We start from the raw sequence: 24,171 nt of genomic DNA, 5'->3' as shown, positions 1-24,171 counted from the left end.
AGGTTACTTGACGAGATGACAGGCGACCTGCCTGTCGTCCAAGGCACGCAGCTCCGGCACGGATTGCCGACATGCCGGCTCTACCCGGGGACAACGCGCCGCGAAGGCGCAGCCGGCGTTCGACAGACCGCCCTCCCTTGCTTCCACCTGCGCCAAACCGCGACCCGGCGCCGAATCCAGTAGCAATCGGGTATAAGGGTGCAGCGGTTCGGCCATCAAGTCAGCCGCCGGCCCGGTCTCGACGATGCGGCCGCGATACATCACCGCCACCCGATGGGCGAGATAGCCGACCACGGCGAGGTTGTGGCTGATGAAGAGATAGGCCAGGCCGCGCTCGCGCTGCAGGCCCTGCAGCAGGTTGAGAATCTGGGCCTGAACCGAGACATCGAGCGCGCTGGTCGGCTCGTCGCAGATCAGGAGCTTGGGCCCCACCGCCAGTGCCCGGGCGATGGCGATGCGCTGGCGCTGGCCGCCGGAGAAGGCATGCGGGTAGCGCAGCGCAGCCCCGGGCTCCAAGCCCACGCTCTGCAACAGTTCCGCCACCAGCGCCTTGCGCTCCGCCTTGGCCAGTTCCGGCCGCAAGGCCTGCATCCCCTCCTCCAGGATCTCGCCCACCCGCATGCGCGGATTCAGCGAAGAGAACGGATCCTGGAACACGATCTGCATCTCGGCCCGTTTTTGACGGAGCGCCTCGCCCCGCAGCTCGCCGATCTCCTCGTCGCCCAAGCGCACGCTGCCCGCAGTCGGTTCGATCAGGCGCAGGATGGCACGCGCCAGCGTGGTCTTGCCGCAACCCGACTCGCCGACCAGGGCCAGGGTTTCACCGGCCGCGATTTGCAGCGACACGCCATCGACCGCCTTCACCGTGCCAAGCACCCGGCGCAGCAAACCTTTGCGGATGGGGAAATGCACCGCGAGATCGCGCACGGCCAGCAGTGGCGCTGTGATCGGCACGACCGGCTGCACCACCGGCGCCGGCACGGCGGCCACGGCCACGGGCCGCGGCTCGACCGCGAGATGACAACGGGCAAAGTGCCCTTCTGCCACTTCGTGCAGGCCGGGCACTTCCTGCCGGCAGCGCGCCCAGACCTGCGCGCAGCGGTCGGCGAAGCGGCAACCGGCAAAGCGTGTACCCAGCGGCGGCACCGTACCCGGAATGTGGTCCAGACGCTCACCGCGCCGGCTGGCCGAGGGCAGCACGCTGAACAACTTTTGCGTGTAGGGATGGAAGGGCCGCTCATACAGGGCACCACGCGGCGCCCATTCGACGATCTGGCCGGCGTACATGATGACCACGCGATCGGCCATGTCGCGGGCGACGTCGAGGTCGTGGGTGATGAGCAGCAGGCCCATACCTCGCTCGGCCTGCAAACGCTTGAGCAGGCGCAGGATCTGGGCCTGCACGGTCACATCCAGCGCCGTGGTCGGCTCGTCGGCGATCAGCACCTTGGGCTCGCCCGCCAGCATGGTTGCGATCAGCGCCCGCTGCTTCTGACCGCCGGAGAGCTGGAAGGGATAGCTCGCCGCCAGTTCGGGCGCAAGGCCGACGGCGTCGAGCAACTGGCCGATGCCGGCCTCAGCGGCGCTACCCTGGAGCCGGCGATGCACCGCCAAGGCCTCGGTGATCTGCTGGCCGATGGTCATCACCGGATTGAGGCTCAGCATCGGTTCCTGGAAGACCATGGCCAGGCGGCCGCCGCGCACGCCCTGCATCGCCCGCTCCGGCAGGGCGAAAAGATCGGTGTCATCAAGCCGCGCCTCACCGCCAGTGATCGCCAGCCCCTCCGGCAGCAGCCGCATCAGGGCCAGGGCGGTGAGCGACTTGCCGCAGCCGGATTCGCCCAGGAGGGCGACGCATTCGCGCGGGGCGACCTCGAACGAGACACCGTCGACCGGCAGCAAGCCTTGGCCGCCGGCGGCGATCTCGACCCGCAAATCCTTGAGCACCAGGCCGCTCACGAGCGCTTCTCCGAACGTGGATCGAAGGCGACGCGCACGCTGTCGGCGAACAGGTTGGCCGCCAGCACCAGGGCGAACATGAACAGGAAGGCGGCGGCCAGCTGCCACCAGACGATGGGCTCGCGCGCCAGCTCCAGCCGGGCGCCGTTGATCATGTTGCCCCAACTCGCCATGGCCGGGTCGACGCCGACCCCGACGTAGGACAGCACCGCCTCGGCCAGCACCAGGCCGGAGAAATCGATCACCACCGTGATCAGCACCAGATGGCCGACGTTGGGCAGGATGTGGCGCGACAGGATGCGCAGATGGGAAACGCCGAAGGCCCGCGCCGCCTGGATGTATTCCAGCTCTCGCAGCTTGAGCGCCTCGCCGCGCAGCAACCGGGCCAGCCCGGTCCAGCTGGTGACGCCGAGGATGCCGCAGAGAAAGACCAGCCTGAGATCGGAGCGAGCGGCGGCGGTGTCGAACAATTCCGGGTGGGTCTCGATGTAGACCTGCGCCACCAACACCGCCGCCGCGATCAGCAACACGCCGGGAATGGAATTCAGGGTCGTGTAGACGTACTGGATGACGTCGTCCACCCGGCCGCCGTAGTAGCCGGCCGCCACGCCGAGGAACAGGGCCAGGGGCAGCATGATCAGCGTGGTCAGGGTGCCGATCAACAAGCCGGTACGCACGCTCTTGAGCGAGAGGTAGAACACGTCCTGGCCGACCTTGTCGGTGCCCAGAATGTGGTAATGCGGCGCCAGTTGCACGATCACACCGGCCAGCAGCAGCAGGATCGCGAGGGTGACCAGACCGCTGCGCAGCGCCGCCAGCTCGGGTGCGCGCGCAAGGCGGCGCAAGGCATCGCCGAAGCCGGCCGAGCGCCGAGACAGCATACCTGCCGTCAGCAGGACGACGGCGGCCGCCAGCGCCAGACCCCAGGCCACACCGGCCAGCGACCGGCGGGCGACGTCCCCTGCCCGCTCGCTTTCATGCGACAAGTGGGCGCCGCCGTATTTCAGCCGCGGGTAGTCGCGCAGCTGGCGACCGTCGGCCAGGGTCAGGTTCTCCTTGGCATAAAGATGCAGGGCAAAGGGCGCGGAATAGGTCTTCTCCACCTGCGCGCGCAGCGGCTCGGCCAGGGCATCGAGCACGGAGAGCACTTCGTTGCCGTATTGCACTGGCTGGCCCGGCTGGGCCGGCAGGGCTGGCCGGTAGTGCAGAGAGTCGAGCACGCCGATGCCGGCATAGGCCGCCAGCAGCACGGCCGTGGCCACGCCGAGCCGACTCCGGCCCACCCGCGCCCAAGGCGCCCGCAGGTGCTCGTGCCGGCGCACGTGCAGGAAGAAGCCGAGCACTGCCGCCAAAAGCAGAAACAACAGCGCATCGCTCCAGAGGATATCGATCAGGAAACTCATTCCAGTCTCACCCGCGGATCGACCAGGGTATACGACAGGTCGGTGAGCAACAGACCCAGAATGTAGAGCACCGACCCCAGGAAGACCATGGCCCGGACGATGGCGAAGTCCTGGGCCTGGATGGCGTCGATGGTGTAGCTACCCAGCCCCGGGATGCCGAAGAAGGATTCGACGATCAGGCTGCCCAGGAAGAGGCGCGGGATCACCACCACCGCGCCGGTGAGGATGGGGATCATGGCGTTGCCCAGCACGTGGCGGAACAGCACCACCCGCTCGGACAGGCCCTTGGCCCGCGCCGTGCGCACATAGTCCTTGTGGATCTCCTCCAGGAACAGGGTGCGGTAGAAGCGGCTGGAATCGCCCAGGCCGGAAATCACCCCGACCAGGATGGGCAGCACCAGGAACTTAAGCCCCACCAGGCCCGGCTCGTAGCCCGATACCGGCACCAGATGCCAGAGCTTGCCCAGCAGGAACTGGCCACCGATGATGTAGAACAGCCCCGAGATCGACATCAAGACCACGCACAGCACCACCCCGGCGAAGTCGAGATAGGTGGCGCGGAAGAAGACCATGACCAAGGCGAAGCTGATGTAGGCCAAGAGGCCGACCAGGAAAGTCGGCAGGGCGATGGCGAGGCTGGGCCACATGCGCGTCGTGATCTCGCGCGCGATGTCGCGGCCGTCGTCGGCCTGGCCGAATGAAAAGGCGAACAGCTTGAGCGACTTGTCGACGAACAGGGTGTCGCCCAGCTTGCCGGCCCCCTCCGCCGCCGGGTTGAAGAACAGCGGCCTGTCGTAGCCGTGCTCGGTTTTCCAGCGCTCGATCGCCTCGGCCGTGACATGCTTGGCGCCGAGGTGGATGCGGGCCATGTCATCCGGCGTATTGACCACGAAGAAGAGGGCGAAGGTGATCAGGTTCACCCCGATCAGGATCGGGATGGCGTAAAGGACGCGGCGGACGATGTAGGCCAGCATGGCCGGCATCATATCAACGGAGCCGGCTCGACCGCCAATGGCCGCTTGCCCGAACCCCGGCTTTTCGGGAACATGCCGGCGACGATCCGGTCAATCGACTGGGCGCAAACCGAAACAGGGCGCAGGCGCCCCGCCACCAACAACAAGGAGACCCTCATGCATGCCATGCGCTTGTTCTTGCGTTTATTGCTGATCGGCCTCATTGCGCAAGGCCCGGCCTGGGCCCTGGGCTCGCAACCCTTCTTCAAGGATTCCTTCCTCAACCTGCAGGAAGACCTGGCCGACGCCGCCAAGGCCGGCCGGCTATTGATGGTGGTCTACGAGCAGGAGGGCTGCCCCTACTGCGCCCAGTTGCATCAGGTGCATTTCCAGGACAAGGCCATCACTGCCGCGCTGAAAAAGCATTTCGACGTGATCCAGCTCGACATCTGGGGCGGCCGCGAGGTGGCCGACTTCGGCGGCGAGACCATGACCGAGAAGCAGCTGGCGCGCAAGCTCAAGGTCCAGTTCTCGCCCACCATCGCCTTCTACGATGCCCGGGGCGCGGAAATCTACCGCATCTCGGGCCTGCACAAGCCGGCGGTGTTCAAGGCCGAGCTCGACTACCTGGCCAGCGGGGCCTACCAGAAGATGGGATTCAGGGAATATGCCTCGCGCCAAGGCCAAAAGGCCAAGCCCGCCGGCCTGATCGACGAGCCTTTCTTTGCCAGGGTCGACGATCTCCAGGCCCTCATCAAGAAAGCCGGGGCCGAGGACAAGGTCCTCGCCCTGCTGTTCGAGCAGGCCGACTGCGAGGCCTGCCGGCGCATGCACGACCGCAATTTCATGGACGGCGACACGGTCAGGCTGCTGAACGAACAGTTTCGGGTGGCGCGGATCGACATGGCCGGCAGCAAGCTACTCAAGGATTTCTCCGGCCAGGCAACCAGCGAGGCCGAACTCGCCAAAGCCATGGGCATCCGGCAGGTGCCGACCCTGGTGTTCTTCGATACCGGCGGCCGGGAAATCCTGCGTTATGAAGATCATCTGATTCCGGAGCACTTCACCAACCTGCTCGCCTTCATCGGCAGCCACGCCTATCGCCGGCACGCCTCCTTCCAGGACTGGCTGCGGGCGCGCGCAGCCGGCGGCGCGGCGGCTCAGTAAGAAGTATTCGCCGCCGCCTGCTGCCGCCTCCGATAGGCCCGCAGCGCCGGCAGCGCGGCCATGACCAGCAGCAGGAACAGGCCCAGCAGCGGCCACCAGACGGCGCGGTTCCATTTAGCCTGATAGGCAACACGCCGCTCCGGCTCGACCCGGCGGTATTTCAGGGTGTTGTTGGCCATCAGGTTGGGCTTGCCGTTCTTCACCCAGGCATGGCGCAGGCCGAAGGTCTTGGGGAAATAGGCGAAGACCCAGGGGGCGTCGTGGCGCACGATCTCGACCATGCGCTCGATCAGGGCCTGCCGCGCCGGACCGTTGGCCATGTCCTTCATCTGCAGAAACAGCCGGTCGAACTCGGGATTTTCATAGTTGGCGGCATTCTCGCCGTTCAGTTCCATCTTGCGGTTCGGGCCATAGAGCAAGAACAGGAAGTTCTCCGGGTCCGGGTAATCGGCGTTCCAGCCCCATTCGAAGATCTGGGCGTTGCCCTTGAGCATCTTGTCCTGGAAGCGGTTGTAGTCGGTACTGCGCACCACCAGTTGCACGCCGAGTTTCTCGAACTGCTTGCGATACCAGTCCAGGCGCGCCTTGGCCTCCGGCCCGCTGGCCATGGTGTCGAGGTAGAGCGTGAGCGGCCGCCCCGTCGCCGCCTCGCGCCCGTTCGGATAACCCGCCTCGGCCAGCAGGCGTCTGGCCTCCTCGATGCCGCGGCGAACCGGCTGGCCGCCCTGCCAGCGATAGACCACGGGATTGATCCCCGCCTCGCCCGCGCGGTAGCCATAGATGCCCGGCGGCAGCGGCCCCTGGGCCGGGATGCCGCGACCGTTGAGGAAGATGGAGATGAATTCCTCGTAGTCGAGGGCGATGGAGATGGCCTGGCGCAGCTTGCGCGCGGACTCGCCCAAGCCGCCCAACACCGGGTCGCGCATGTTGAAGCCGACATACCAGATCGAGGTGCGCACCGCGGTGGACAGCTCGATGCCGCGCTCGCGCATCTCGGGCGAGAGATCGGGCTGACCGTCGGGCCCCATGCGGATGGCCTGATCGAAGGTGTCGGAACTGATGCCCGAGGTGTCGTAATAGCCCTGGAGGAATTTGGTCCAGTAAGGAATGTCCTCCTTCTCCAGCCTGTAGACCGCCTCGTCGAGCAGGGGCAGCCGCCGGCCGGCATCCATCAGCAGCCCCTCGGCCCGGTCGCCCGGCTCGCCCTCGGCCGGATAGAAGTCGTCGTGGTAATGCGGGTTGCGCTTGAGGCGCATGACCCGGTTGGGGTCGTTCTCGGCCAGATAGAACGGCCCGGTGCCGACCGGCTGCCAGTCGAGCGAGAAGTTGCGTTCCAGCATGCCGGGCTGATTGTAGAAACGCTCGGCTTCGGCCGGCACCGGCGCGAAGAAGGGCATGGCCAGCCAGTAGGCGAACTGGGGATACTTGCCCTTGATCTTCACCCGGTAGGTGTAGCGATCCACCAGTTCGACCCCGGCCAGCGGATAGCGCTCGAGATCGAGGTAGGCCTCGCGCGGCATGCCCGCGACCACCTTGGCCAGGGTGGCGCCGTACTCCTTGAGACCGACGATGTATTCGGCCATCAGGCCGAAGATGGGCGAACTCAGGCGGGGGTTGGCCAGGCGCTTGATCTGGTAGACGTAGTCGGCGGCGACGAGTTCGCGGCTGCCGGTTTCCACGAAGTCGGCGAAGCGCTCGATCCGTTCCAGTTCCCTCGGATCGATCGGCACGTAACGCGGCGTGCCATCCGGCTTTTGGGCAAAGGCCGGATGCGGCTGGTAATGGATGCCGGGCTTGATCCGGATCTCATACACGCTGTAGGCGATGGCCGCGCTCGGCGCCGATTCCGGCAGCCTGCGGCCATCGGCCGCGTAATAGCTGACCTCGGGCATGGCGGCCGCGGTCAGCGGCTCCAACTGGTAGGGGCGTTTGAGATAGTGGTATTGCAACGGCGGCTCGTAGATCTGGCCGGTGAAGACCACCTCGTTCTCGCTGTAGGAACGGGCCGGGTCCAGGTGCTTGGGCCGTTCGGAGAAGGCCGAATAAAGGATGTTCCGGCCGGCCTGCCCGGCCGGATAGGGGCTGTTGGCCGGGCCGTTGCAGGCGGCGAGCAACAGGACGGACAGGAGAAGCCAGGCACGCATTTGGCGAGTGTAAATAAGAAGAATTGCGGCGTCACGGTATAATGCCGCCCTGTTTGGTCAACACAAAACAAAGGGAACAGAACCATGGGCTTTCTCGCCGGCAAGAAAATCCTCATTACCGGTCTGATCAGCAACCGCTCCATCGCCTATGGCGTGGCCCAGGCCTGCCACCGCGAAGGCGCCGAGCTGGCCTTCAGCTATCAGGGCGAACGCGCGCGCGACCGCGTCGTCGAATTCGCCAAGGAGTTCGGCTCAGACCTCACCTTCGATTGCGACGTCGGAAGCGACGAACAGATCGAGGCCCTGTTCGCGGGCCTTTCCAAGCGCTGGGACGGTCTGGACGGCATCGTCCACTCCATCGCCTTCGTGCCCAAGCAGGCCCTGGCCGGCGACTATCTGGAAAACGTCAACCGCGAATACTTCCGCATCGCCCACGACATCTCCAGCTATTCCTTCACCGCCCTGGCCAAGGCCGGCCTGCCCATGATGCAGGGCCGCAAAGCCGCCCTGCTGACCATGACCTATCTGGGCGCCGTGCGCTACGTGCCGCACTACAACGTCATGGGCCTGGCCAAGGCCAGCCTGGAGACCAGCGTCTACTACCTGGCTTCGAGCCTCGGCCCGAAGGGCATCCGGGTCAACGGCATCTCGGCCGGTCCGATCAAGACCCTGGCCGCCTCCGGCATCTCCGACTTCAACAAGCTCCTGGCCTGGGGCGAGAAGAACTCGCCGCTGCGGCGCAATGTCACCATCGAGGAGGTCGGCAACACCGCCGCCTTCCTGCTGTCGGACCTCGCCTCCGGCATCACCGGCGAGATCACCTACGTCGATTCGGGCTTTAACAGTACCGCCGGTTTGGCGGTCGACGAGTGATCCACTGACCCGCTAAATAAGAAAGCCGGCCCCGTGCCGGCTTTTTTACTTGAACATGCTGCTGCACTTCGACCTTACTCAAACCCTCACCGTCGCCCTGCTCTTCGTCTGGACCGGATTCGTCCGCACCGGCCTGGGCTTCGGCGGCGCCGCCTTGGGCCTGCCCCTGCTGCTCTTCGTCGAGCCGCAGCCCCTGCTCTGGCTGCCGATCATCGGCACCCACCTCTTGTTCTTCTCCGGCCTCACCCTGCGCACCCGGTTGCACAACGTCGACTGGGCCTATCTCGGCCGCTCCTCGCTCTACATCGTGCCGGCCGCCATCGTCGGCGTGTTTGGCCTGGTCACCCTGCCGACGGCCTGGCTCAACCTCGCCATCTACGCCATCTCGCTCTTCTACGGCTTCATCTGGCTGCTCAACCGCGCCATCGAAAGCCGCTCCAAGTGGGTGGATAAATTCCTGTTGGTCTTGGGTGGCTACATCGCCGGCACCTCGCTCACCGGCGCCCCGCTGATGGTCGCGGTCTACATGCGCAACGTGGACAAGGCCAAGCTGCGCGACACCCTGTTCGTGCTCTGGTTCACCCTGGTCAGCATCAAGATGGCCACCTATGTCGCGCTGTCGGTCGACCTGCATTTCTTGGCCGCCCTGAGCCTGATCCCGGTCGCCGCCATCGGCCACTTCATGGGCCTGCGCGCGCATGAGGCCATCACCCGCAACGACCTGTTGTTCAAGCGCTGGATCGGCGGCGGCCTGGTCGTCGTCAGCGCCCTGGGGCTAATAGGCTTGCATAGCTAGCACAGCCTGCCCACCCGTTCGGAGATAATCAGCCCCGTCTCGCCGAGCTTTTCAACTCACGCTTCACACATGGGCGTCTTTACGGCCCAAGCCCTCAGCGATGAAAGCCAGCACCAAGGCATTCAGGCTGACCCCCTCGGCCTTGGCGCGCTCGGCCAGCTTGGCATGAACCGATTTGGGCAAACGGGTAACGAAGCGGCCAGAAGCCGCGGGTGAAGTTTTTACGCAGCCCTTTGCATCGGGCGTACTTCCTCGGCAATCTTCCCGCCAGCTTCCCTTTCCACCTGTTTCAGGTCGAAGGCGGTCTGCAGGTTGAGCCAGAATTGCGCGGTCGTGTCGAAGAAGCGGGCCAGCCGCAAGGCCGTGTCCGGTGTCACCCCTCGACGCTCGCGCACAATGTCATTGATCCTCGGCGCCGGCACATGCAGGGCCAGCGCCAACGCGTTGGCGCTCATACCTAGGGGAACAAGGAATTCCTCCCGGAGGATTTCACCGGGGTGAATCGGGCGCATCTTGTTGGTAGCCATACTGTACCTCTCTTTCAGTGGTAATCCACGATTTCAACGCAGTCCGGGCCGGCCGCCGTCCAAACGAAGCACACACGCCACTGGTCATTGATGCGGATGCTGTATTGGTCAGCGCGATCCCCGCATAATGCTTCCAGGCGGTTGCCTGGGGGTGAGCGCAAATCCTTCAACTCCACCGCATCGTCCAGCATTTGCAGCTTGCGTTGCGCGACGCTTTCGATGTTCCGAAACCGCTTTGGGCTTGCCCCTTCGAAAAGTGCTTGGGTGTCGGCGCACTGGAATGAGCGAATCGTCATGGGGAAATTATATAACGCCAGACGTTAAACGCAATAGGTTAAATTTGGCCGAAAGCCACCGCCGGCACCGTCGACTACATGCAATGCGTCACCAGCGCCACCGCGGCGCGGGACTACGCCGCCTCGTCGGCCACCCAGCAGGCCTCCAACTTCTCGCAGATCGTCACCACCTTCGGCAACATCTGTCTGGCCATCTTCTTCGCCTTCGCGCCCATCGCCATCGCCTATGCCGCCTTCGCCGGCCCGTCCGGCATCGGCATCCTCATGAAGTTCGTCATGTTCGGCGCCTGGACCCAGACCTTCCTGCCCATGGCCGCTATCCTCAACTACGCCATGTACAGCAACCTGGACAGCTTCTCCCACCAGGTCTTCATCGCCAACCAGGGCGTCCTGGGCACCGGCACCATCGATGCCCTCTACGACCACGCCGTGCGGGTGCATACCGTGCTGGCCGAGATGGTCGGCTACATCCCCTTGGTCTCCCTGGCCATCATCACCGGCTCCATGCATGCCTGGACCCACGTCGCCCGCGGCGTGGGCCAGACCATGGATACGGTGACCAAGGACAACGCGGCGCGCGATGTCGGCGGCATGGAGGGTACCGCTGCCTTGGCCGGCATGCTGCCGGGCACCTCCTCGCTGCGCACTTATCATGCGGCTAGTAGCATGACTGCCAAAGGCCTGGCCGGCGGCGGCGTGGCGAGCGCCTCAAACGAAGGCTCGGAATTGGAATCCTCCTATAGCTACAGCTCCAGTCTTAATAACAGGATTGCTCAAGAACAAGCCACCCAAGAAAAATACAGCCATGAAGCCCAGCAACGCATGGATGCCGCAGTAAGGAAGGCAACCGGCATCGACAACACCACGGCGGCCTACAGAGAGTATGGCCGCCGCATGCAGAACGACCACAGCAAGGAAGCTCAGGTGGTGCGCGGATTGACCAATTCCTTGGTCGACAAGGGCGTCCTCAGCGCGGAGGAATCTGAGGAATATCAGGCCCGGGTCATGGCCGGCCTGCAGGGCGGGCTCAGCATCAATGACGCAGTCCGCCAGGCCCGCAAATTCATGGGCAAAGGCGGTGTCGGCCGTGAAGTCGTGAAAGGCCTGATCAAAGGGATGCGGGCTGGAGTGGCGGCCGGCGTCAGAGTGCCACTGCCGCCCCAGGGTAAGCTGGTGGGCGCAGTAGGAGTCGGCATAGCTATGGGCCTGATCGAAGCAACCTCCGCCTACAACGCCGCGGTGGCCAGCAAGGACGCCAGCAAAATCGCCAAGGCCGGAAAAAACCTGCTCTCGGCGGCAGCGAATGCTGATGCGCAGTTAGCCAGCATCGAAAGAGCCACGATGAAGGAATCCGAGTCCTTCGAAAAGGCTGTATCCGAAACGCTGGGCATGACCAGTGGGCAAACCTGGCGCGATACGGAAAGCCAATTCCGTGGCGACGGCAGCCGCACCGAAACCAGCATCCGCAACGCTTTCGCGCGGGAGCTGGGCAACGGCTACAGCCAAGTCTGGAAGCGTGCCGAAGAGTCCGCGGAGAAGCTGGCCTGGCTGCGCAGTGTCGATCAAGAGCGCGCCGCCAAACTCAATTACAAGAGCGGCGATCTGGCCTACAAGTTGCGCGGCAACTTCGCCGCGACGCAGGCCATCCAGTCCTGGCTATCCAACCCGGAAAACGCGGCGGCGGCCCGGTCCCAGCTCGCTAACATGCCGCGGTTCCAAGGCACCAACATGGGCTTGTTCGCCGGCGCCGTCCAGCACATGATCAACACCCACAATCCCATGCTGGACCAGCTTGTCGAAAAAGTCGATGCCGTGAACCTTGGGCTCAAGGCCCCGGACGCGACGGCCGCTGGCATCGAAAACAAGGTGGGTGGTGACATGCTGTCCGGCCGACTGCTCGACATGGACGCTGCGCAACATACAGACGGGGCGAGAAACTTCCAGCCATCCAAAGCTGCAGTCACCCCTCATCCAGCACCCCCGCCAGCTTCGGGCCAGACCCCGGAGCAGAAAGCTCAAGCCGCCTATAAACAGGAGTCGGACAAACCTTCCGGCGTCAGACCTGGATCACATAAACCGTTTAGCGAGGGAGATCGAAGAGCTATGCAGAAAATCCACCAGGGCAATAAGGAGGGTGTCGGCGTCTTCGACGCAGGGAAGAAGCTATTTTGATGGGCACGGCTAATCGCCCATGTACCAACGATCGCCAACCGCTTCGCCAAGCGACTCAGATAAAGACTTGGACATGAATTCATTTTTCCAGTCCTCCTCGTCGGGCTCGTCAGAAGTGGCGTTATCGGCCATATCCACCATGAATACCACCATCACCACCGCTGCGATGACGCCGGCCCACACGCTGCCGATCCAGTACCACATACCGATGCCGGCCGCGGCGGGCATGGCCAGCTTGAGCAGCAGGCGACCGAGCATCTTGCCGATGGGCTTGAGCGCCGGCTTGCCGAGCGTGTGGTATATCACCCTAAACCCTTCCATCGTGCCCACTTTGCGGTATTGGTTGGCCTTGGAGAAGGCTTCCAGTTCGGCCATGCCGGCCCGGATGGCGTTGAGTTCTTCTTTGTTCATGTCGTAACCAGTCCTGTTCGATAACTTCATGCAACCCATTATGCCCGCAAACCCGTTTCTCGCAAGTCCCTTGGCCGGCCAGCCTTGGCGCGGTTTCGCCCGGCCGGCGGGATGGCTTGCCTCGGCCCTGCTCGCCGGCCTGCTCGCCCTGGCCGTCGCGCCTCCCGCCGCGGCCGATACTGTCTGCGGCCGGGTCTACACCGTGCTCAGCGGCAACCGCTTCTATATGAGCGATGCTGGCGGCCAGGCCGTGCCGGTGCGGCTGGCCTGGACCTATGCCCCGGAACAGCCGCAAAACGCCTCGCCCATCGCCAAATTCAAGCTCAACCAGTGGATCGGCGGTCATGACGTCTGCGTGGACGTGGTCAACCGCGACCCCAAGGGCCGACTGGTGGGAGTGGTCAAGCTCAAGGGCGAGGACATCAACCTCAAGCTGCTGAGCGAGGGCCTGGCCTGGCACTACGTGCAATACGCCAGCCGCGGCCAAGACCGCGAGAGCTTCGGCCGCTATTCGGCGGCGGAGGATGGCGCCCGGCGGCAGAGTAAGGGACGTTTCTGTCAGGCGGTTTGATCGGCGTCTTTGGGGCTTGCTATTTCCAGTTCCTGACGTTATGTTAGCAATTGAATACTTACATAGGGGCAGAGCATGTCAGCCCGACTGCCAACCGAACACCGCCAGGCCGAGATGGTCCAGGCCATGCTGACGCTGACCGAGCAGCAGGGCGTGGAGACCATCACCACGAGCGATATCGCGAAAAGCGTGGGCCTGAGCCAGGGCGCGGTGTTCCGTCACTTCCCAAACAAGCAATCGATCTGGCTGGCCGCCATCGACTGGGTACAACGGACGCTGCTGGCGGCGATCGACGGCGCCGCCCAAACCAAGGCACTGCCCCTGGAACGGTTGCAGGCCATGTTCGAGGCCCATGTCGATTTCGTGGCGCGTCACCCGGGCGTGCCGCGCCTGCTGTTCCATGAACTGCAGCGACCCGGCGACAGCCCGGTCAAAAAGAGCGTGCGCGCCCTGCTCGCTGCCTATCGCCGCCGCCTGATCGGCCTGCTCAACGAGGCCAAACAGGCCGGCCAGGCCCGGGCCGGGCTGGATACCGACGCCGCCGCCACCCTGTTCATCGGCATGATCCAGGGCCTGGTCATGCAGACCATGCTCATGGGCAAGACCCAGGCCATGCGTCCGATCGCCAGCGGTCTGTTCGCCATCTACCTCGACGGCATCCGGAGACCGGCATGAAGCTGCCGGCCCGATTCAGCAGCCGGCTCGGCCTGATCCTGTTCGGGCTCGGCCTGCTTGCGGCCTTCGCCTTCGTCGTGCTGCGCACCGGGCCGCTGGCCGCCACCCGGGTCGTCCTGGCCAAGGTCGAGACGCGGGAACTGAAGCCGGCCATATTCGGCATCGGCAGCGTCGAGGCGCGCCATGCCTTTGACCTCGGCCCCACCGTGGCCAGCCGGGTGCTGCGGGTGCGGGTCGATGTCGGCGACCGGGTCGAGGCCGGCCAGGTCGTGGCCGAAATGGACCCGGTCGACCTCGACCAGCGACTGGCCGCGGCCGAATCGGCCTACCGCCGAGCCGCCTTCGCCGTCGACTCGGCCGCGGCCGCCGCGAGCGAGGCCGCCAGCCGCAAGGCGCTGGCCACGGCCAATGCCGAGCGCTTCGAGCAGTTGCGCCAGCAGGGCTTCGTCAGCCAGGAGGCGGTGGAGGTCAAACGCCACGAGGCCCAGGCCGCCGGCGCGGCGCATATGGCGAGCCAGGCCAGCCTCGCCGCCGCCCGTCAGGACGCGGCCCGGTTGCGGGCCGAGCGGGCCGCGGTCGGCGAGCAGCGCGCCAACAGCGTGCTGCGCAGCCCGGTGGCCGGCGTGGTCACCGCCCGCAAGGCCGAGCCCGGCTCCACCGTGGTGGCCGGCCAGGGCGTGATCCGTCTGGTCGATCCGACCAGCCTCTGGGTGACCACCCGCATCGACCAGGCGCGCGCCGCCGGCCTCAAGCTCGGCATGCCGGCGAGCATCGTCTTGCGTTCGCGGCCGCAGGCGCCTCTGGCCGGCCGGGTGGCCCGGCTGGAACCGGCCGGCGACAGCGTCACCGAAGAACGCCTGGTCCAGGTTGCCTTCGACCAACAAGCCCAGGACATCAGCCTGGGCGAACTGGCCGAGGTGACCCTCGCCCTGCCCGTCGTGGCCCAGGCCCTCAGCCTGCCGAACGCCGCCATCCAGCACCGGGGCGAGCAGGTCGGCGTCTGGCGCGTGGTCGACGGCGAGGCCCGCTTCCGCCCGGTGACCCTCGGGGCACAGACCCTGGATGGCCGGGTGCAGATCCTGACCGGCCTGGCCCAGGGCGAGCAGGTGGTGGCCTACAGCGAGAAGGCCTTGAGCGAGGGCGAGCGGGTCCAGGCCGTCGCGCGCCTGGCGGGCAACGGCCGATGATCAGCCTGGCCGGGCGCGACATCCTCCATGCCTGGGGCAAGTACGTCTTCACCGGGCTTGGTCTGGGGCTGCTGATCGGCGTCACCCTGTCCATGGCCGGCATCTACCGCGGCATGGTCGACGATGCCCGGGTGCTGCTGCGCAACAGCGGCGCCGACATCTGGGTGGTGCAGAAGGACACCCTCGGCCCTTATGCCGAGCCCTCGAGCCTGCACGACGACGTCTACCGATCGCTTTTGGGCCTGCCCGGCGTGGCGCGGGCGGCCAATGCCACCTATCTCACCATGCAGGTACGCCGGGGCGAGGAGGATGTGCGGGTCATGGTGGTCGGCATCACGCCGGGCCAGCCGGGCGAGCCCGCCTATCTCCTGGCCGGACGCCGCCTCACCCGCGGCCATTACGAGGCCATCGCCGACGTGAAAGCCGGCCTCGCCCTGGGCGAGAAGATCCGCATCCGCCGGCACGATTACACCGTGGTCGGGCTCACCCGGCGCATGGTCTCCTCCAGCGGCGATCCCATGGTCTTCATCCCGCTGAAGGACGCGCAGGAAGCGCAGTTCCTCAAGGACAACGAGGCCATCCGCAACGACCGCGCCCGCACCGCGGCCAACCCGGCGCTCAACCGGCCCGGCGTGCCCGGCCTGCTCGAGGCCATCGATGCCAGCCGGACGGAGAGCCGCAGCGTCAACGCCGTGCTGGTCCGGGTGGCGCCGGGCTGGTCGGCCGAGGCGGTGGCCGGGAACATCCGCCGCTGGAAATACCTGCAGGCCTACACCGTGGCCGACATGGAAGACATCCTGGTGGCCAAACTGATCGCCACCTCGGCCCGCCAGATCGGCATGTTCCTGGTCATCCTCGCCATCGTCAGCGCGGCCATCGTCTCTTTCATCATCTACACCATGACCCTGTCCAAGGTGCGCGAGATCGCCGTGCTGAAACTGATCGGCACCCGCAACCGCACCATCGCCGGCATGATTCTGCAGCAGGCCCTGGGCCTCGGGCTGATCGCCTTCGTCGTCGGCAAGACCGTGGCCACCCTGTGGGCGCCGCACTTTCCCAAATATGTCTTGCTGGAGCCGGGCGACGCCGTGCGCGGCTTCTTCGCGGTCATGGCGATCTGCGCCCTGGCCAGCACCCTGGCCATCCGCACGGCGCTCAAGGTCGACCCGGCCGAGGCGATTGGAGGTTGATGCAGGCGATGCCGGCTGGCTGGGCCGGCATCCGTCCTTTCCTGTTCCAGCCAAACCCAAGGAGAAATGCAATGAAACATCTGAAATGGACCCTCGCTCTGGCAGGCAGCCTGCTCGCCGGCACCGCCCTCGCCGAGGAGGCCGCCCAGCTCAACCAGGCGCAGATCAGGGAGCAGGTGCGCCAACAGGTGCGCGAGGAAGCTCAGGTGCGCGAGCGCGCCCTGACGCCCGAACAGCGCGAGGCACGCCAGGCCGAACAACAGGCCCAGCGTGAAGAACGCGCAACCCAGCGCGAAGCGCGTCAGGCCGAACGCCAAAGCCGGCAGAGCGGCGGCCAGGGCATGGGCCAGGGCGGCGCCAGGGGCGGCCAGATGGGTGGCGGCATGGGACGGGGGCGCCGCTGAACCGACAATGAAAGCGAGATAGAAATCTTTCGATGAATTCAGGCAACGCAGGGGAGATAGAAATCCCCCCGCGCCCTGGCCCCATATGACACACGACATGAGCCAACCGGCGATCCGGATCGAGAACCTGCGCAAGGTCTACGGCCACGGCGATACCGCGGTCGAGGCCCTCAAGGGTGTGGACATGACGGTCTACCCCGGCGAAGTGGTCGGCCTGATCGGCCCGTCCGGCTCGGGCAAGAGCACCCTGCTCAAGTGCCTGGGTGCGGTGACCGAGCCGACCTCCGGCCGGATCCATTTCAACGGTGAGCCGGTCTATGCCGACGGCTGGCAGGTGAAGGACATCCGCGCCCTGCGCCGCGACCGCATCGGTTTCGTCTTCCAGGCGCCCTACCTCATCCCCTTCCTCGACGTCACCGACAACGTCGCCCTGCTGCCCATGCTGGCCGGCCGGCCCAATGCCGGGGCCCGCGCCCGCGCCCTTGAGCTGCTCACCGCCCTGGACGTGGCCCACCGCGCAAAAGCGCAGGTCTCGCAACTCTCCGGCGGCGAGCAGCAGCGGGTGGCCATCGCCCGCGCCCTGGCCAACCAGCCGCCGGTGATCCTGGCCGACGAGCCGACCGCGCCGCTCGACAGCGAGCGCGCCCTGACCGTGGTGCGCATCCTCAACCAGATGGCGCAGCAATACCGCACCGCCATCATCGTGGTCACCCACGACGAAAAGATCATCCCCACCTTCCGCCGCATCTACCACATCCGCGACGGCCGGACCTATGAAGAGGCCGGCGAAGGCCGCGCGTTCTGAACCAGCCCAAGCAGACCCCCATGAAACGTACCCTCTGCCTCATTGCCCTGCTGGTCGCCAGCCTACCCAGCGTCGCCGCCGAGCACAGGCACGATCACGGCGCCGCGCCGCAGCAACTGCAACTCGACGCCGGCAAGCCCTGGGCGATCGACGCCCCGCTGCGGCAGGCCATGGACAACATCAATGGCGCGATGAAACAGGCGATCCCGCGCATCCACAGCAATCGCTTCACGAACGAGGATTACCGTAAGCTGGGCGAGGCGGTGGACAAGGAGATCGCCTATGCCGTGGCCAACTGCAAACTGGAACCCAAGGCCGACGCCATGCTGCACCTCGTGATCGCCGAGCTGAGCGCGGGTGCCGAGGCCATGCAGGGCAAGGGCAGGCTCTCCCCCCACGCCGGCGCGGTGAAGGTGATCGAGGCCCTGCACGCCTATGGCCGCTTCTTCCAGCACCCGGGCTGGGTCGCGGCCGGTGGCAAATAAGGCGATGGAAACAAAACGGCCGGTTGACCCGGCCGTTTTATCATCGGACTGACGCCCTCATTCCCACTCGATGGTGCCCGGCGGCTTGCCGGTGACGTCGTAGACCACGCGGTTGATGCCGCGGATCTCGTTGATGATGCGATTGGAGACCTTGGCCAGCAGGCTGTAGGGCAGCTCGGCCCAGTGCGCGGTCATGAAGTCCTGGGTCTGCACGGCGCGCAGGGCGACCACGTAGTCGTAGGTGCGACCGTCGCCCATCACGCCAACCGCCCGCACCGGCAGGAACACGGCGAAGGCCTGGGAGGTCTTCTCGTACCAACCGGCGGCGCGCAGTTCCTCGATGAAGATGTGGTCGGCGCGGCGCAGGAGGTCGGCGTATTCGCGCTTGACCTCGCCCAGGATGCGCACGCCCAGGCCGGGACCCGGGAAGGGGTGGCGGTAAACCATTTCGTGCGGCAGGCCGAGGGCGACGCCGAGCTCGCGCACCTCGTCCTTGAACAGCTCGCGCAGCGGTTCCAGGAGCTTCAAGTGCATGTCCTCGGGCAGACCGCCGACGTTGTGGTGGCTCTTGATCGCATGCGCCTTCTTGGTCTTGGCCCCGGCCGATTCGATCACGTCCGGGTAGATGGTGCCCTGGGCCAGCCACTTGGCGTTCTTGAGCTTGGCCGATTCCTCCTGGAACACGGCAACGAACTCGCCGCCGATGATCTTGCGCTTCTTCTCCGGGTCGGAGACGCCGGCCAGCTTGCTCATGAAGCGCTCGGAGGCGTCGACGTGGATGACCTTGACGCCCAGGTTGCGGGCGAACATGTCCATCACCATCTGGCCCTCGTTCAGGCGCAAGAGGCCGGTGTCGACGAAGACGCAGGTGAGCTGCGGACCGATGGCCCGATGCAGCAAGGCGGCGACCACGGAGGAATCGACACCGCCGGACAGGCCGAGGATCACCTCATCCGAGCCGACCTGCGCCTGGATCTTGGCAATGGCCTCGCCGATGTAGTCCGGCATGTTCCAGTCCTGGCCGCAACCGCAGATGTCATGGACGAAGCGGCCGAGCATGGCCTTGCCCTGGAGGGTGTGCGTCACCTCGGGGTGGAATTGCACCGCGTAGAAGCGGCGGGTGTCGTCGAACATGCCGGCGATCGGCGTCGAGGCGTTCTCGCACATCACCTGGAAACCCTCGGGCAGGCGCTCGACCTGGTCGCCGTGGCTCATCCAGACATCGAGCCAGCACTTGCCGTCCGGGTCGCAGCGGTCCTGGATATCGGTGAGCAGCTTGGAATGACCATGCGCACGCACCTCGGCATAGCCATACTCATGGTGTGTGCCATTGATCACCTTGCCGCCGAGCTGCGCGGCCATGGTCTGCATGCCGTAGCAAATGCCCAGCACCGGCACGCCCAGCTCGAACACCACCTGCGGCGCGCGCGGGGTCTCTTCCTCGGTCACCGAGGCCGGACCGCCGGAGAGGATGATGCCCTTGGGCGCGAAATCGCGGATGAACTGCTCGGACACGTCATAGGGGTGCAGTTCGCAGTAGACGTTGTGCTCGCGCACCCGGCGGGCGATCAGCTGGGTGAACTGGGAACCGAAGTCGAGGATGAGAATCTTGTCGTGCTGCATGGCTTGTCGCGCAAATGAAAAGGGCGCCAGCGGCGCCCTCGGGTTTAAACGTGGTAGTTGGGTGCTTCCTTGGTGATCTGCACGTCGTGGACATGGGACTCCTTGATGCCGGCATTGGTGATCTCCACGAACTGGGCGTTGCGATGGAAATCGGCGATGGAGGCGGAACCCAGGTAGCCCATGGAGGAGCGCAGGCCGCCCATCAACTGGTGCAGCACGTTGAGCGCGCTGCCCTTGTAGGGCACGCGGCCTTCGATGCCCTCGGGCACCAGCTTCTCGACGTTGGCCTCGTTGTCCTGGAAGTAGCGGTCCTTGGAGCCCTTCTGCATGGCGCCGAGCGAGCCCATGCCGCGATAGGACTTGTAGGAACGGCCCTGGAACAGCTCGATCTCGCCCGGGGCCTCCTCGGTGCCGGCCAAGAGGCCGCCGAGCATGACGGTGTGGGCACCGGCGGCGATGGCCTTGGCGATGTCGCCCGAGTAGCGGATGCCACCGTCGGCGATCAGGGGCACGCCACTGTTGGCCAGGGCCTCGGCGACGTTGGCCACCGCCGAGATCTGCGGCACGCCGACGCCGGCGACGATGCGGGTGGTGCAAATGGAGCCGGGGCCGATGCCGACCTTGACGCAGTCGGCGCCGTGGTCGACCAGGGCGCGGGCGGCATCGGCGGTGGCGATGTTGCCGCCGATGACCTGGACCTGGGGGTAATGGGTCTTCACCCACTTCACGCGGCTGAGCACACCTTGGGAGTGTCCATGGGCGGTGTCGACCACGATGACGTCGACTCCGGCCTCGACCAGGGCAGCGACGCGCTCGTCGTTCTCCGGACCGACACCGACGGCGGCGCCCACGCGCAGCCGGCCCAGGGCGTCCTTGCAGGCCAGCGGATGCTCGGTCGACTTGTCGATGTCCTTCACGGTGATCAGGCCGCGCAGCTCGAAATCGTCGTTGACCACCAGCACGCGCTCCAGGCGGTGCTTGTGCAAGAGCGCGACGACCTCCTCGCGGGCGGCGCCTTCGCGCACGGTGACCAGTTTGGACCGCGGGGTCATGATCTTGCGGATGCTCTGGTCGAGATTGGTTTCGAAGCGCAGGTCGCGGTTGGTGACGATGCCGACCACCTTGCCGGTCTTGTCCACCACCGGCAGGCCGGAGATCCGGTTCTGGCGAGTGATCTGCTGCACCTCGCGCACGGTCATGTTAGGGGTGATGGTGATCGGATCCTTCACCACGCCGGACTCGAAGCGCTTGACCTTGGCCACCTCGGCCGCCTGCTGTTCGGCGGTGAGGTTCTTGTGGATGATGGCGATGCCACCCTCCTGGGCCAGGGCGATGGCCATGCGGGACTCGGACACGGTGTCCATGGCGGCGGACAGCACGGGGATGTTGAGCTGAATCTCCCGGGTCAGCTGGGTCCGCAGGCTGACATCGCGCGGCAGGATATTGGAATAGGCGGGGACGAGCAGAACGTCGTCGAAGGTGAGCGCTTTTTGAAGAATACGCATTGCGAAAGCCCTACGCACAAAAGCGCATTATACAGATTCCGCCCGAACCGAACGAGCCCGCTTGGTCAATATCTACCAATTTCCGCCAAATGGATTGACGCTTCCCACGGCCGCAATTATGTTTCGAAAGCCGCACAAGCGTGCCATTAGTCGCATCCATGGATAACGAGGAGATTAGATATGCGTAAACAGCTTGCATCCGCCGCCCTGGCAAGCCTGCTGGCCCTGTTCCTGTCCGCCTGCGCCGGCGGCCCCGCCACCGAGGCCGGCCTGACCGACGAAGCCAAGGCCGCGCTGGCCCAAGCCGAAAAGGACGTGAAGGACGCGAAGGCCAATTTCGCCCTGTGGACCACCGCCGACAAGGCCCTGAAGACCGCCCAGGAAGCGGCCAAGAAGGGTGACAGCGAGACCGTGACCAAGCAGGCCAAGCTCGCCTCCGACCACGCCAAGATGGGCCTGGCTCAGACCAAATACCCCTCGACTGAGATCAAGTAAACCGGATCGAGCAATTCAAGCGAATTGGGCGGCCACATGGCCGCCCAATTTTTTTGCCTGGCAGCCAGGTTCAGGCCGCCCCCTCACCTTCCGCATTCAGTTCCGCGGCGCCCTTCTTCATCACCTTGCCCTCGGCTGCCCGCTGCCGGCGGACCTCCTTGGGGTCGGCGATCAGGGGCCGGTAGATCTCCACCCGATCCCGGTCACGCAAGGGCGTGTCCAGCTTGGCCAGCTTGTTCCAGACGCCGACCTTGTTCTTGCCACCCAGATCGATCTCCGGAAATTCCACCAGCAGGCCCGACTTGGCCACCGCCTGCTCCACGGTCGCCCCGTGTTCGACCTGGACATGCACGACCCTCTGCGCGTCGTGCATGGCATAGACGACTTCGACCTCGATCTGACCGCTCATCGTGATCCGTAAACCTTCTCGGCACGGTGGACGAAGGCATCCACCAGGCTGTTGGCAATCAACGAAAACACCGGCCCCACCACCTTCTCCAGCAAGTGGCTGGAAAACTCATAGTGCAGCAGCAATTCCACCCGGCTGCCCTCCGCGCCCAGGGGCTTGAAGCGCCAGGCCCCTTCCAGCTTGCGGAACGGCCCGTCCTTCAGGGTCAGGTGCATGGCCTCGGGAAACTCTTTCAGGTTCTCGGTGGTGAACCGCTGCTGCACGTGCAGATAGCTGATATGAATCGTCGCCTCGGTCACCGCCTCGTCGCGCCGATGCAGCTCGGTGCCCCCGCACCAGGGCAGGAATTCGGTATAGGCCTCCACCCGGTCGACCAGCTCGAACATCTCCGCCGCGGTATAGGGCACCAGGACGGACTTGATCACTTCAGACATAAGCGCGGGACGGACAGGGCAAAGCGGAAAGGCTGTTAAAATATCACGAAATACCGATCAGACCCCAGCCGCCACCCTCCCGCCATGACCATCGCCGACAACAAAAAGGCCTTCCACGATTATTTCATCGAGGAACGCTACGAAGCGGGCATCGCGCTCGAGGGCTGGGAGGTCAAGGCCATCCGTGCCGGCCGGGTGCAGCTGAAAGAGGCCTATGTGGTCATCAAGAAGGGCGAGATATGGCTGATCGGCAGCCACATCAGCCCGTTGCCCACCGCCTCCACCCACGTCAAGCCCGACCCGGTGCGCACCCGCAAGCTGCTGCTGCATGCGGCGGAGATCAGCAAGCTGATCGGCAAGGTCGAACGCGCCGGATACACCCTGGTGCCGCTCAACCTGCATTACAGCAAGGGCCGGATCAAGCTGGAGATCGGCCTGGCAAAAGGTAAGAAAGCCCACGATAAACGCGAGACAGAAAAGCAGCGCGAGTGGGATCGCGAAAAGGCCCGCCTGATGCGGGAGAAGCGCTGATGCTGTGTGATATCGGCTCGCCGCCGGCCAAGCGCATCGAGATCGTTGGCGTCGACCAGATCGATGGCTTCGACGAGATCATCGATGTGCGTTCGCCCGGCGAGTTCGCCGAGGACCACATCCCCGGCGCCATCAACCTGCCGGTGCTCGACGATGCCGAACGGGCCCGGGTCGGCACCGACTACAAGCAGGTCTCCGCCTTCGAGGCCAAGAAGATCGGCGCCGCCCTGGTCTCGCGCAACATCGCCCGCCATCTTGAGACCCATTTCGCCGACAAGCCGAAAAAATACCGGCCCCTGGTCTACTGCTGGCGCGGCGGCAACCGATCCGGCGCCCTGGCCCATGTCCTGCGCTCCATCGGCTGGCCGGCGGCCCAGCTCGATGGCGGCTACAAGGCCTACCGCAAGGCGGTGATGGCCGAGCTGGCGAGCCTACCCGGCCGCCTGCGCTTCGTCGTGATCTGCGGCCGCACCGGCAGCGGCAAGAGCCGCTTCCTTCTAGCCCTGCGCGAGGCCGGGGCGCAAGCGCTCGACCTGGAAGACCTGGCCGCGCACAAGGGCTCGGTGCTCGGCGGCCTGCCCGACCGGCCCCAGCCCAGCCAGAAATATTTCGAGAGCCTGATCCGGGCCGAACTGCACGATTTCGACCCGGCCCGGCCGGTCTTCGTCGAGTCCGAGAGCAAAAAGATCGGCCGTCTGCACATGCCGGACACCCTGCTCGCCCGCATGCGTAGTGCCGAGTGCCTGACCCTGGAGGCGGACATCCCGACCCGGGTGGCCCTGCTCAAGGAGGAATACGCCCACTTCCTGGCCGAGCCTCAACTCCTTAACCGGCAATTGGATTGTTTGGTCGACCTGCAGGGTCACGAGCGGATCGAACGCTGGAAGCAACTGGCCCTGGCCGGCCAATGGGATGAGTTGGTCGCCGAGCTCCTGGTCGACCACTACGACCCGGCCTACAACCGTTCCCTCGGCCGCAACTACCCGCAGGCGGCGCAAGGCCCCTGCCTGCACCTGGCCTCACCCCAGGCTGTAGCCTTCCAGGCCTTGTCGCACAAGGCTTTGCAGCATTTCGCTTGACGCCGGGCCAAGCCTGCGCCTAGTCTTAAATCAGATAAGGAAATCCCAAAGCTCTCTCACCCACGACAGGAGCAATC

The 24,171-nt window shown here is 65.4% G+C and carries 26 protein-coding genes; 14 read left to right on the top strand and 12 right to left on the bottom strand.

Annotated features, from left to right (window positions below):
* Window positions 1-3 precede the first annotated feature (3 nt).
* The 3 genes from EL388_RS06285 to EL388_RS06275 are packed head-to-tail and all read right to left on the bottom strand — an operon-like array spanning window position 4 to window position 4,336.
* The gene (locus EL388_RS06285) at window positions 4-1,950 is read right to left on the bottom strand and encodes an ABC transporter ATP-binding protein (RefSeq protein ID WP_232019215.1); all 1,947 of its coding nucleotides are present in this window, start codon (window positions 1,948-1,950) and stop codon (window positions 4-6) included.
* A gap of 5 nt (window positions 1,951-1,955) precedes the next feature.
* Entirely contained in the window at window positions 1,956-3,362 is a 1,407-nt protein-coding gene (locus EL388_RS06280) for an ABC transporter permease (protein WP_126461201.1), read from the bottom strand.
* On the bottom strand, window positions 3,359-4,336 hold the full coding sequence (locus EL388_RS06275) for an ABC transporter permease (RefSeq protein WP_126461198.1): 978 nt from the start codon (window positions 4,334-4,336) through the stop codon (window positions 3,359-3,361). The genes EL388_RS06280 and EL388_RS06275 overlap by 4 nt, the downstream gene beginning before the upstream one ends.
* A gap of 156 nt (window positions 4,337-4,492) precedes the next feature.
* Between EL388_RS06275 and EL388_RS06270 the strand changes: the two genes are divergently transcribed.
* Window positions 4,493-5,482: a thioredoxin family protein gene (locus EL388_RS06270; protein WP_165919169.1), complete on the top strand. Its 990-nt coding sequence runs from the start codon at window positions 4,493-4,495 to the stop codon at window positions 5,480-5,482.
* On the opposite strand, the gene EL388_RS06265 is transcribed toward EL388_RS06270, so the two are convergent.
* The gene (locus EL388_RS06265; RefSeq protein WP_126461192.1) at window positions 5,476-7,626 is read right to left on the bottom strand and encodes an ABC transporter substrate-binding protein; all 2,151 of its coding nucleotides are present in this window, start codon (window positions 7,624-7,626) and stop codon (window positions 5,476-5,478) included. The two genes, EL388_RS06270 and EL388_RS06265, sit on opposite strands and share 7 nt — an antisense overlap.
* Window positions 7,627-7,710: 84 nt before the next feature.
* Between EL388_RS06265 and fabI the strand changes: the two genes are divergently transcribed.
* Window positions 7,711-8,499, top strand: a complete 789-nt coding sequence (fabI, locus tag EL388_RS06260) for an enoyl-ACP reductase FabI (RefSeq protein ID WP_126461189.1) — start codon at window positions 7,711-7,713, stop codon at window positions 8,497-8,499.
* A gap of 55 nt (window positions 8,500-8,554) precedes the next feature.
* On the top strand, window positions 8,555-9,295 hold the full coding sequence (locus EL388_RS06255; protein ID WP_126464028.1) for a TSUP family transporter: 741 nt from the start codon (window positions 8,555-8,557) through the stop codon (window positions 9,293-9,295).
* A 63-nt stretch (window positions 9,296-9,358) separates the two neighbouring features.
* On the opposite strand, the gene EL388_RS14325 is transcribed toward EL388_RS06255, so the two are convergent.
* From EL388_RS14325 to EL388_RS06240, 3 genes are read right to left on the bottom strand one after another with little or no spacing between them, the layout of a single operon-like run.
* On the bottom strand, window positions 9,359-9,616 hold the full coding sequence (locus EL388_RS14325) for a toxin-antitoxin system HicB family antitoxin (RefSeq protein WP_269470959.1): 258 nt from the start codon (window positions 9,614-9,616) through the stop codon (window positions 9,359-9,361).
* Complete coding sequence (locus EL388_RS06245; RefSeq protein WP_126461183.1) at window positions 9,517-9,822, bottom strand: HigA family addiction module antitoxin; 306 nt, start codon at window positions 9,820-9,822, stop codon at window positions 9,517-9,519. The genes EL388_RS14325 and EL388_RS06245 overlap by 100 nt, the downstream gene beginning before the upstream one ends.
* Before the next feature lie 14 nt (window positions 9,823-9,836).
* Window positions 9,837-10,118, bottom strand: coding sequence for a type II toxin-antitoxin system RelE/ParE family toxin (locus tag EL388_RS06240; RefSeq protein ID WP_126461180.1), 282 nt, complete (start codon window positions 10,116-10,118; stop codon window positions 9,837-9,839).
* Between the two features lie 78 nt (window positions 10,119-10,196).
* Between EL388_RS06240 and EL388_RS06235 the strand changes: the two genes are divergently transcribed.
* Window positions 10,197-12,290: a conjugal transfer protein TraG N-terminal domain-containing protein gene (locus tag EL388_RS06235; RefSeq protein WP_126461177.1), complete on the top strand. Its 2,094-nt coding sequence runs from the start codon at window positions 10,197-10,199 to the stop codon at window positions 12,288-12,290.
* Window positions 12,291-12,299: 9 nt separating this feature from the next.
* Here EL388_RS06235 and EL388_RS06230 read toward each other — a convergent pair whose 3' ends face one another.
* Complete coding sequence (locus EL388_RS06230) at window positions 12,300-12,701, bottom strand: hypothetical protein (protein ID WP_126461174.1); 402 nt, start codon at window positions 12,699-12,701, stop codon at window positions 12,300-12,302.
* Between the two features lie 28 nt (window positions 12,702-12,729).
* Here EL388_RS06230 and EL388_RS06225 point away from each other — a divergent pair, with 28 nt between their 5' ends.
* The 7 genes from EL388_RS06225 to EL388_RS06195 all read left to right on the top strand — a co-directional run bounded on the left by EL388_RS06225 (window position 12,730) and on the right by EL388_RS06195 (window position 18,018).
* On the top strand, window positions 12,730-13,272 hold the full coding sequence (locus EL388_RS06225) for a thermonuclease family protein (RefSeq protein ID WP_126461171.1): 543 nt from the start codon (window positions 12,730-12,732) through the stop codon (window positions 13,270-13,272).
* A gap of 75 nt (window positions 13,273-13,347) precedes the next feature.
* Window positions 13,348-13,947: a TetR/AcrR family transcriptional regulator gene (locus tag EL388_RS06220; protein ID WP_126461168.1), complete on the top strand. Its 600-nt coding sequence runs from the start codon at window positions 13,348-13,350 to the stop codon at window positions 13,945-13,947.
* Window positions 13,944-15,134 carry an efflux RND transporter periplasmic adaptor subunit gene (locus EL388_RS06215; protein ID WP_126461165.1) on the top strand — a complete coding sequence of 397 codons (1,191 nt, stop codon included), beginning with the start codon at window positions 13,944-13,946 and terminating at the stop codon, window positions 15,132-15,134. Before EL388_RS06220 ends, EL388_RS06215 begins: the two co-directional genes overlap by 4 nt.
* Window positions 15,131-16,324, top strand: coding sequence for an ABC transporter permease (locus tag EL388_RS06210; protein ID WP_126461162.1), 1,194 nt, complete (start codon window positions 15,131-15,133; stop codon window positions 16,322-16,324). The genes EL388_RS06215 and EL388_RS06210 overlap by 4 nt, the downstream gene beginning before the upstream one ends.
* Before the next feature lie 71 nt (window positions 16,325-16,395).
* A complete protein-coding gene (locus EL388_RS06205) occupies window positions 16,396-16,728 on the top strand; it encodes a hypothetical protein (protein ID WP_126461159.1) in 333 nt (110 codons plus the stop codon).
* Between the two features lie 97 nt (window positions 16,729-16,825).
* Window positions 16,826-17,533 carry an ABC transporter ATP-binding protein gene (locus EL388_RS06200; RefSeq protein WP_126461156.1) on the top strand — a complete coding sequence of 236 codons (708 nt, stop codon included), beginning with the start codon at window positions 16,826-16,828 and terminating at the stop codon, window positions 17,531-17,533.
* 20 nt (window positions 17,534-17,553) lie between these two features.
* Window positions 17,554-18,018 (top strand): hypothetical protein, encoded by a 465-nt coding sequence (locus EL388_RS06195; protein ID WP_126461153.1) that lies wholly within the window; start codon window positions 17,554-17,556, stop codon window positions 18,016-18,018.
* Between the two features lie 57 nt (window positions 18,019-18,075).
* On the opposite strand, the gene guaA is transcribed toward EL388_RS06195, so the two are convergent.
* Together guaA and guaB are read right to left on the bottom strand one after the other, a co-directional pair.
* The gene (gene guaA / locus EL388_RS06190) at window positions 18,076-19,641 is read right to left on the bottom strand and encodes a glutamine-hydrolyzing GMP synthase (RefSeq protein WP_126461150.1); all 1,566 of its coding nucleotides are present in this window, start codon (window positions 19,639-19,641) and stop codon (window positions 18,076-18,078) included.
* A gap of 44 nt (window positions 19,642-19,685) precedes the next feature.
* Window positions 19,686-21,146, bottom strand: coding sequence for an IMP dehydrogenase (guaB, locus tag EL388_RS06185; protein WP_126461147.1), 1,461 nt, complete (start codon window positions 21,144-21,146; stop codon window positions 19,686-19,688).
* 180 nt (window positions 21,147-21,326) lie between these two features.
* On the opposite strand from guaB, the gene EL388_RS06180 reads away from it, so the two are divergent.
* Window positions 21,327-21,641 carry a hypothetical protein gene (locus tag EL388_RS06180; protein WP_126461144.1) on the top strand — a complete coding sequence of 105 codons (315 nt, stop codon included), beginning with the start codon at window positions 21,327-21,329 and terminating at the stop codon, window positions 21,639-21,641.
* A gap of 70 nt (window positions 21,642-21,711) precedes the next feature.
* On the opposite strand, the gene EL388_RS06175 is transcribed toward EL388_RS06180, so the two are convergent.
* Both EL388_RS06175 and EL388_RS06170 read right to left on the bottom strand, forming a co-directional pair.
* Window positions 21,712-22,050 carry an RnfH family protein gene (locus EL388_RS06175; protein WP_126461141.1) on the bottom strand — a complete coding sequence of 113 codons (339 nt, stop codon included), beginning with the start codon at window positions 22,048-22,050 and terminating at the stop codon, window positions 21,712-21,714.
* Complete coding sequence (locus tag EL388_RS06170; RefSeq protein ID WP_126461138.1) at window positions 22,047-22,484, bottom strand: type II toxin-antitoxin system RatA family toxin; 438 nt, start codon at window positions 22,482-22,484, stop codon at window positions 22,047-22,049. The genes EL388_RS06175 and EL388_RS06170 overlap by 4 nt, the downstream gene beginning before the upstream one ends.
* Window positions 22,485-22,568: 84 nt before the next feature.
* Here EL388_RS06170 and smpB point away from each other — a divergent pair, with 84 nt between their 5' ends.
* Entirely contained in the window at window positions 22,569-23,015 is a 447-nt protein-coding gene (smpB, locus tag EL388_RS06165; RefSeq protein ID WP_126461135.1) for an SsrA-binding protein SmpB, read from the top strand.
* The gene (mnmH, locus tag EL388_RS06160; RefSeq protein ID WP_126461132.1) at window positions 23,015-24,094 is read left to right on the top strand and encodes a tRNA 2-selenouridine(34) synthase MnmH; all 1,080 of its coding nucleotides are present in this window, start codon (window positions 23,015-23,017) and stop codon (window positions 24,092-24,094) included. Before smpB ends, mnmH begins: the two co-directional genes overlap by 1 nt.
* Window positions 24,095-24,171: the final 77 nt, after the last annotated feature.

The sequence above is a fragment of the Sulfuritortus calidifontis genome, from assembly GCF_003967275.1.
GTDB lineage: Bacteria > Pseudomonadota > Gammaproteobacteria > Burkholderiales > Thiobacillaceae > Sulfuritortus > Sulfuritortus calidifontis.
This window is presented reverse-complemented; position numbering and strand designations above follow the sequence as displayed.

What these genes read in the sequence shown, in the direction of transcription:
- EL388_RS06280 (WP_126461201.1), bottom strand. Translation starts at nt 3,362, where the DNA reads ATGAGTTTCCTGATCGATATCCTCTGGAGCGATGCGCTGTTGTTTCTG.
- EL388_RS06275 (WP_126461198.1), bottom strand. Translation starts at nt 4,336, where the DNA reads ATGCTGGCCTACATCGTCCGCCGCGTCCTTTACGCCATCCCGATCCTG.
- EL388_RS06270 (WP_165919169.1), top strand. Translation starts at nt 4,493, where the DNA reads ATGCATGCCATGCGCTTGTTCTTGCGTTTATTGCTGATCGGCCTCATT.
- EL388_RS06265 (WP_126461192.1), bottom strand. Translation starts at nt 7,626, where the DNA reads ATGCGTGCCTGGCTTCTCCTGTCCGTCCTGTTGCTCGCCGCCTGCAAC.
- fabI (WP_126461189.1), top strand. Translation starts at nt 7,711, where the DNA reads ATGGGCTTTCTCGCCGGCAAGAAAATCCTCATTACCGGTCTGATCAGC.
- EL388_RS06255 (WP_126464028.1), top strand. Translation starts at nt 8,555, where the DNA reads ATGCTGCTGCACTTCGACCTTACTCAAACCCTCACCGTCGCCCTGCTC.
- EL388_RS06245 (WP_126461183.1), bottom strand. Translation starts at nt 9,822, where the DNA reads ATGGCTACCAACAAGATGCGCCCGATTCACCCCGGTGAAATCCTCCGG.
- EL388_RS06240 (WP_126461180.1), bottom strand. Translation starts at nt 10,118, where the DNA reads ATGACGATTCGCTCATTCCAGTGCGCCGACACCCAAGCACTTTTCGAA.
- EL388_RS06235 (WP_126461177.1), top strand. Translation starts at nt 10,197, where the DNA reads ATGCAATGCGTCACCAGCGCCACCGCGGCGCGGGACTACGCCGCCTCG.
- EL388_RS06230 (WP_126461174.1), bottom strand. Translation starts at nt 12,701, where the DNA reads ATGAACAAAGAAGAACTCAACGCCATCCGGGCCGGCATGGCCGAACTG.
- EL388_RS06225 (WP_126461171.1), top strand. Translation starts at nt 12,730, where the DNA reads ATGCAACCCATTATGCCCGCAAACCCGTTTCTCGCAAGTCCCTTGGCC.
- EL388_RS06220 (WP_126461168.1), top strand. Translation starts at nt 13,348, where the DNA reads ATGTCAGCCCGACTGCCAACCGAACACCGCCAGGCCGAGATGGTCCAG.
- EL388_RS06215 (WP_126461165.1), top strand. Translation starts at nt 13,944, where the DNA reads ATGAAGCTGCCGGCCCGATTCAGCAGCCGGCTCGGCCTGATCCTGTTC.
- EL388_RS06210 (WP_126461162.1), top strand. Translation starts at nt 15,131, where the DNA reads ATGATCAGCCTGGCCGGGCGCGACATCCTCCATGCCTGGGGCAAGTAC.
- EL388_RS06205 (WP_126461159.1), top strand. Translation starts at nt 16,396, where the DNA reads ATGAAACATCTGAAATGGACCCTCGCTCTGGCAGGCAGCCTGCTCGCC.
- EL388_RS06200 (WP_126461156.1), top strand. Translation starts at nt 16,826, where the DNA reads ATGAGCCAACCGGCGATCCGGATCGAGAACCTGCGCAAGGTCTACGGC.
- EL388_RS06195 (WP_126461153.1), top strand. Translation starts at nt 17,554, where the DNA reads ATGAAACGTACCCTCTGCCTCATTGCCCTGCTGGTCGCCAGCCTACCC.
- guaA (WP_126461150.1), bottom strand. Translation starts at nt 19,641, where the DNA reads ATGCAGCACGACAAGATTCTCATCCTCGACTTCGGTTCCCAGTTCACC.
- guaB (WP_126461147.1), bottom strand. Translation starts at nt 21,146, where the DNA reads ATGCGTATTCTTCAAAAAGCGCTCACCTTCGACGACGTTCTGCTCGTC.
- EL388_RS06180 (WP_126461144.1), top strand. Translation starts at nt 21,327, where the DNA reads ATGCGTAAACAGCTTGCATCCGCCGCCCTGGCAAGCCTGCTGGCCCTG.
- EL388_RS06175 (WP_126461141.1), bottom strand. Translation starts at nt 22,050, where the DNA reads ATGAGCGGTCAGATCGAGGTCGAAGTCGTCTATGCCATGCACGACGCG.
- EL388_RS06170 (WP_126461138.1), bottom strand. Translation starts at nt 22,484, where the DNA reads ATGTCTGAAGTGATCAAGTCCGTCCTGGTGCCCTATACCGCGGCGGAG.
- smpB (WP_126461135.1), top strand. Translation starts at nt 22,569, where the DNA reads ATGACCATCGCCGACAACAAAAAGGCCTTCCACGATTATTTCATCGAG.
- mnmH (WP_126461132.1), top strand. Translation starts at nt 23,015, where the DNA reads ATGCTGTGTGATATCGGCTCGCCGCCGGCCAAGCGCATCGAGATCGTT.